General features: G+C 46.1%; 5 protein-coding genes and 1 pseudogene. 5 read left to right on the top strand and 1 reads right to left on the bottom strand.

Annotated features, from left to right (window positions below; translation table 11 throughout):
- Positions 1-101, top strand: a pseudogene (locus tag PX482_RS28170) (IS200/IS605 family transposase); the annotation flags it as partial.
- Between the two features lie 102 nt (positions 102-203).
- Positions 204-326: a hypothetical protein gene (locus PX482_RS20925; RefSeq protein ID WP_256378310.1), complete on the top strand. Its 123-nt coding sequence runs from the start codon at positions 204-206 to the stop codon at positions 324-326.
- Here PX482_RS20925 and PX482_RS20920 read toward each other — a convergent pair.
- Positions 309-1952 carry a CocE/NonD family hydrolase gene (locus PX482_RS20920; RefSeq protein ID WP_002760873.1) on the bottom strand — a complete coding sequence of 548 codons (1644 nt, stop codon included), beginning with the start codon at positions 1950-1952 and terminating at the stop codon, positions 309-311. The genes PX482_RS20925 and PX482_RS20920 overlap by 18 nt on opposite strands.
- 135 nt (positions 1953-2087) lie before the next feature.
- Here PX482_RS20920 and PX482_RS20915 point away from each other — a divergent pair, with 135 nt between their 5' ends.
- The 3 genes from PX482_RS20915 (at position 2088) to PX482_RS20905 (ending at position 6119) form a co-directional block, all read left to right on the top strand.
- Positions 2088-3782 carry an ABC-F family ATP-binding cassette domain-containing protein gene (locus PX482_RS20915; protein WP_288122973.1) on the top strand — a complete coding sequence of 565 codons (1695 nt, stop codon included), beginning with the start codon at positions 2088-2090 and terminating at the stop codon, positions 3780-3782.
- Positions 3783-3832: 50 nt separating this feature from the next.
- Positions 3833-4288 carry a peroxiredoxin gene (locus tag PX482_RS20910; RefSeq protein WP_002760875.1) on the top strand — a complete coding sequence of 152 codons (456 nt, stop codon included), beginning with the start codon at positions 3833-3835 and terminating at the stop codon, positions 4286-4288.
- 487 nt (positions 4289-4775) lie between these two features.
- Complete coding sequence (locus PX482_RS20905; protein WP_002760876.1) at positions 4776-6119, top strand: chloride channel protein; 1344 nt, start codon at positions 4776-4778, stop codon at positions 6117-6119.
- The last annotated feature ends 299 nt before the right edge of the window (positions 6120-6418 follow it).

Here is a 6418-nt window from a genome sequence, read left to right as displayed (position 1 = left end):
TAGGAAAGCATGGGGATGAAGGTATGATAGCGAGATATGTAAAAGAACAAGATAAAGAATACCTGCAGCTACACCAAAATCTACAATTGAGTCTATTTTGATTCTGATACCCCGTCCGCTTGCGGCGGGGTAGTTCATTCAAGATATGAATACTAAAAGTTAGCCTATTACTAGGTTTTAAAAATTGCAAAAGAAGACAATTCGTGCTTAAAATCAATCGGCAACGCCAGGACAAATTCACCCCCGTCTGGGATACGGTTATCTCCTCGCTGGTGTTAGGTTTATACATTCGCGATCCCCGCAGCGGTTTAGCTTTCCCCGACTAAAGGTAATAGCAATTTTGCGGGAAAATTTCCTTGACAAAAAACCTTAATTGTGATAACAGAAAAATCGATCGCCCGACTTGCGTGAGGATAGCTGCCAGTCCCCGCGTTGACGGGATGTGCGGGAAAGCAAGAGGCACTGAGACTCAAACGCAAGCTATAACCTTGAGGAATAGTGATAAAAGTGGCTTGCAGGGCAATATTTAGGGGCGATTCGGGATTATTTACCCGTTTATAACCCTGAGTGATATTAAAAACTCGACCATCGGGGGTAACTTGAGAAACCACCGCGCAGATATCGAAACTAACCGCGTCTGCTTGACAATAACAATCCAGACGGGGACTACCCAAAATCGTTAAATCTTTCCCTAGGGGGGGAGAAGTGTAGGTAATCACATCACTGCGACAGTCTAGCATGGTGCGGTCGAATATTCCCCCCGGTAGGGCGCTATGACCTCCTAAAGATGGGACCGGTCGCCAAGGATCGTGAACGATGGTATCCTCGATCGCAGGTTCTAACAAAATCGCGCTTAATTTCCCCTCATCCTCGCGCAGATTGGCTAAACCTTGACTAGCAAGATAATAAATTTGCTGATTTTCTCTGGGAAACTTCTCCAGATATCGCCATTGATTAGACCCCATTTGAAATAGATACATAGGAGGATTTTTTAATAACTCCGTTTCCTGACCTTTTAAGAAATAATCAAACCATTGCAGCTGCATTTTATCCACGGGACTAATTGCCTGTTCACCATAATCTATCTCTCCTACTTTTCTCCCCCAGGGTAGATGAGTCCAAGCACCAATAATTAGCTGTTGGGGATAGATAGAACGCGCTTGCATTTCTTGGTATAAACTCAAAGTTCCCCGGAGATGAGGATCGAACCAACCTCCGATATGTAACATCGGTAAATCGATATTTTTTAACAGGTTTTGCGGTGATAAATTTTGCCAATAGTCATCGGGAAGATAACGAGTAATCCAATCGTGATAAAAAGAATCAGCAGCTAAATCTTGCAGAATTTGGGGAGAGGCAGCAATAGGATCAAAAAGGGGTAAATTTCGGGAAGCTACCCAGAGTTTTTGATAGGCAGTTTCGTCCCCTTTTAATCTAGCTGTTTCCGCCGCTAATTGTATTGCCCAAGCGAGATTATATTGTAAATTAAATGCTTCATTTTCATAGCCCCAATCTCGATATAAATTGTGAGCGATCATTGCTGGGCAAATAGTTTTTAAAGCAGCATGACCATTAGTAGCGGCGTATAATTGAGTCATTCCCTGATAGGAAAAACCATACATTCCCACCACACCCGTATTATTAGGAATAGTTAAAACCCATTCAATGGTTTCTAATCCGTCGCTAATTTCATGGGCAAATAAATTAAAATTTCCCGTCGAGTTTCCCCGTCCCCGGACATCCTGAATTACTACAATATAACCCTGACGTGCATACCAGCTAGGATGGGCATAAACCACCGTGGAAGCGATCGTTTTTCCGTAGGGTTGTCGCATTAGTAAAATGGGAAAAGATTCCCTACTATCGGGAAGATAAATATCGGCAGCTAAACTAATGCCATCTTTGGTGATCAAACTAGCCGTTTCTTTTTTTATGGGGTAGGGATTAAACATTATTATCTCTTTCAGATCAAAAATACTGTCGGGTGGCTCAATCGAGAAAACTTGACAAAGACCAGATAAAGCTTAACTAAATGTTACAATAGAGGCGGACTGCCTCAACTGCCTAGGACTGGAGAAAAATCAGCGATGCTACGACTAGAGAGAATTAGTAAGATTTACCCGACGGGAGAAGTGTTAAAAGATGTCACTTGGGAAGTAAAAACTGGCGATCGCATCGGGTTGGTGGGAGTCAATGGGGCCGGAAAATCCACCCAGCTGAAGATTATTATGGGGGAAGTGGAACCCACGGCCGGGGAGATCATCCGTCCTACCAGTCTCCATATCGGCTATCTCACCCAGGAATTTGAAGTGGATCCCCGTCGGACGGTACGGGAGGAATTTTGGACGGTGTTTCAAGAAGCGAATCAAGTCCACCATCAACTAATAGAAATTCCCCAGCGCATGGAAAAAGCTGATCCCGAAGAATTAGATCGCTTAATTCATCAATTGGATCGCCTACAAAGACAATTTGAAGCGTTAGATGGTTACGGATTAGAAGCGCGCATCGAGAAAATTTTACCAGAAATGGGCTTTACTATTGATGACGGCGATCGCTTGGTAAGTTCCTTTAGTGGTGGTTGGCAAATGCGGATGAGTTTAGGTAAAATTCTCCTGCAAACTCCCGATATTTTACTCCTCGATGAACCGACTAACCATTTAGACTTAGAAACCATTGAATGGTTAGAAAAATTCCTCAAGGATTTAACCACTCCCATGGTCATAGTTTCCCACGACCGGGAATTTCTCGATCGTCTCTGTACCAAAATTGTCGAAACTGAAAGGGGAGTTTCTACCACTTATTTAGGTAATTATTCTGCCTACCTACAGCAAAAATACGAACAACAATCTGCTCAGTTAAGTGCCTACGAACGTCAGCAAAAAGAACTAGAAAAACAGCAAGCTTTCGTGGATCGGTTCCGGGCCAGTGCCACCCGCAGTACCCAAGCAAAAAGCCGGGAAAAACAATTAGAAAAGGTAGAAAAAATTGAAGCACCAATTGCCGATGTGCGTACCTTAAAATTCCAGTTTCCTCCAGCAGTGCGTAGTGGTCGGGAAGTGGTAACTATTAAAAATATTGTTCACATTTACGATGATAAAATTCTCTTTTTGGGAGCAAATCTGGAAATAGAAAGGGGCGATCGAGTGGCGTTTTTAGGACCAAATGGTGCAGGAAAATCCACGCTTTTACGTTTAATTGTTGGGTTAGAAGCTCCCACAGAAGGCTCGATCGAAATCGGTAAACACAACGTTATTCCTAGTTATTTTGAGCAGAACCAAGCGGAAGCTTTAGACCTAACTAAAACTGTTTTAGATACCATTCATGATGAAGTTCCCGATTGGAAAGATGTGGAGGTTCGCAGTCTTTTAGGGCGATTTTTATTCAGTGGGGAAACGGTATTAAAAAAAGTAGAATCTTTGAGTGGTGGCGAAAAAGCGCGTCTTGCTTTAGCCAAGATGTTACTTGCTCCCGCTAACTTATTAATTCTCGATGAACCCACTAATCACCTCGATATTCCCGCCAAGGAAATGTTAGAATCGGCTTTAAAAGTTTATGAAGGCACGGTTTTAATTGTTTCCCATGATCGTTATTTTATCTCCCAGGTAGCTAACAAAATTGTCGAGATTCGGGATGGGGAATTAATTGTCTATGCAGGAGATTATCACTATTATCTAGAAAAACTAGACGAAGAAAAACAAAAAGCCGAACAAAAACGCATTGAAGCAGAAAAAGCCGCTAAAGCTGCCGCGAAACGGGCTAAACAAAAGGCCAAAAAAGGTTAGAATGTAAAGTATCACCCTATCCACGATTATCTATTCAATTAATTAATCTTATGGCAGCTATAAAAGTAGGCGATCGAGTTCCCAATTTTTCTCTCCCTTCCCAAACAGGGGCAACGGTTAATGTCAGCGATTTAATCGGTAAAAAATCCCTGGTAATTTATTTCTATCCCAAAGATGACACTCCGGGTTGTACCGCAGAATCCTGCGCTTTCCGCGATAGTTACGAAGTGTTTACCGATGCGGGTGCGGAAGTTATTGGTATTAGTGCCGATAGTCCCCAATCTCATCAACAATTTGCCCAAAAATATAATCTTCCCTTCACCCTTTTAAGTGATAGCGATAACCGAGTCCGTAAATTATTCGGTGTTCCCTCTACCTTATTCGTCCTCCCCGGACGAGTTACCTATATCATTGATCAAGAGGGAATCGTCAGACATATTTTCGATTCTATGTTAGATTTTAAAGCTCACGTTACCGAATCTTTGAACACGATTAAATCTTTTTAGGTTGATGATTATGCAAGAAATTAAAACATCTATCCCATAATTGGGACAGTTCTGACTTAAAAATAAAATTAATGGTGTGTTAATTTTGACTAACACACCCTCAATCTGCTTTAGTTATTGGCAAAAATGACGGCTGGAAACAGAAGGCTAACATAGGCAAAGCTAACACCCAAAAGTTTGTCGTTATTCCTTATAAACGTCTAATTGAAATGTTAACTTATACTAAATCCGTTGTGGTTTCAAGTTACAACATCCTAAGAAAAGCATTGCCAAATCCGTTCAGCTATGGGATAGAGAGGTGCGTAGTTCAGCCAAGGAGAATTAATCTCTCGAAGTAAAGGTGAAGGGAATTTCTCAAATGGAATTCAGTCTGTTTATAATTGACTATACTTTTACTAACTATATAGTAAAGACTTTCAGGGTGTTTTGCTTGACGACTCCAATGGACTTGCTATAGGAACGATAAAAGTTTAACTTTCTTGGCACGATGCTAAATAACAAACTACAACTTCTGTTAACCAGGGTAGGCCCATGGGCTGTTGGCGGCCTGCTCGGCGGTTTGATCGGCTCTCTGGCCGCGGTACTGCTGACTGAGGCAATTAAGCAAACCCTCAGGATTGCCTCTGACCTAGACAAAGTCTGGCTACTGCTGCTGCCTCTGGTGGGCGTTACCTTAGCAGTGCTAGTCCTGTTTGGACTGGGTAGAGGGCAACCCGTGCAGACCTTAGCTCCCCGGGGGGCAACTTCCTCTGGTCGCTGGGGTTCTCTCATGGACTGGTACTCCTTCCCCCATGACATTGCTCGCGCCGACCTGACCGGTGACGTGGTGAACGCATCCGGCACCGAAGAGCGGTTCCCTTGGAATCTAGCCCCCTTGCGCGCCCTGGCCATCCTCTCCACCGTTGGACTGGGTGCGCCCATGGGAACAGAATCACCGGCAGCTCATATTGGCGTGGCGACGGGAACCTGGTTAGGTAGCATAAATCCAGCCCTAGGTCAACTGGTGCGGCCCCTGGCCATCGGTGGCGGTGCGGCCAGTGTTTCTGCCCTGATGGGAATCCCTCTGGTGGGCAGCTTTTTTATGTTTGAGTTGAGTCAGCGACGCCAGGTTCCGATCACCCCGGAGCGGGCAGCGGCGATGTTAGCCGGGGGACTGGTGGGATGGGGAGTCAACGCTGCCTTTAAGCTGCAACTGATCCGGCTGGTCGTGCCGCAGGTTGCCCCGACTGACTTCTGGGATGCGGTGGGTGCCACTTTGTTGATCGGAGTGATCGCCGGCACGATTACAGCCCTCACTGGTGAGGCGATCTACTGGGCCAGAGGCTTGCGGGACAAGCCCGCCACTCGTCTCCTGATCGGTGGCCTGGTGATGCTATTCTTGGCGATCGTGATCGGACAGGTGGCGACCCCCGCAGCGGCTTTTGGACCAGGGGGAGCCGCTATCGTCTGGGCCGAAAACATTAAAACAACTCCTTACCATCTGTTAGCGGTAGCTCTGCTCCGGGCCACGGCCACCACCGCTGCCGTTTTAGCCGGGGGCTGTGGCGGCGTGTTTGTCCCTTTTCTGGCGATCGGCGACCTCAGTGGCCGGGTGTTCGCAACCACCTTTGAGATTTCGGGGGATCTGGCGGGTGCGGCGGGGGCAGCGGCCGGTATTGCTGGCGGCTATCGCCTACCTCTGACCGCCATGGCGATGGTGCTGGGGGTGGGTGGACCGGGGGCAGCCCAGCTAACCTGCCTTGCCACAGTGGTGGTCGCCGCCCTTTCGGGATTGGTGGCCGCACGGGCAGCCAATCAACTCTCCAGTTCCCTGCGCGCAATGTTCCGCTAGAAGCCACCGTCAGGGGATTGACAATCTCCGCACTTTTAGGGCGGAGATTCTTGGGCAACATCTTGCCTCTACTAGCAACCAGCAATTCTCAGTTTTAGACATAGCAAGCCTTTTAGGGATTTAAAGAACATTTTAAAGGGGGATTTTTGGGGCAACTTTGGGTGTACTATCACGTCAAAAGCCTGAAGACTCGTGACTTGACATCCTCGCCGCCGTAAAACGGACGGCGATTCCCAAACCTCACGATTTGGGTTTCTGCTTCTTTCCCGAAGGATTTTTCGCACCTGCCTTAACAGATT

It is taken from the genome of Microcystis sp. M53602_WE12 (assembly GCF_030065455.1).
Classification (GTDB): Bacteria; Cyanobacteriota; Cyanobacteriia; order Cyanobacteriales; family Microcystaceae; genus Microcystis; species Microcystis aeruginosa.
Note: the sequence above shows the minus strand (reverse complement) of the source record. Positions and strands in the feature narration are given on the sequence as shown.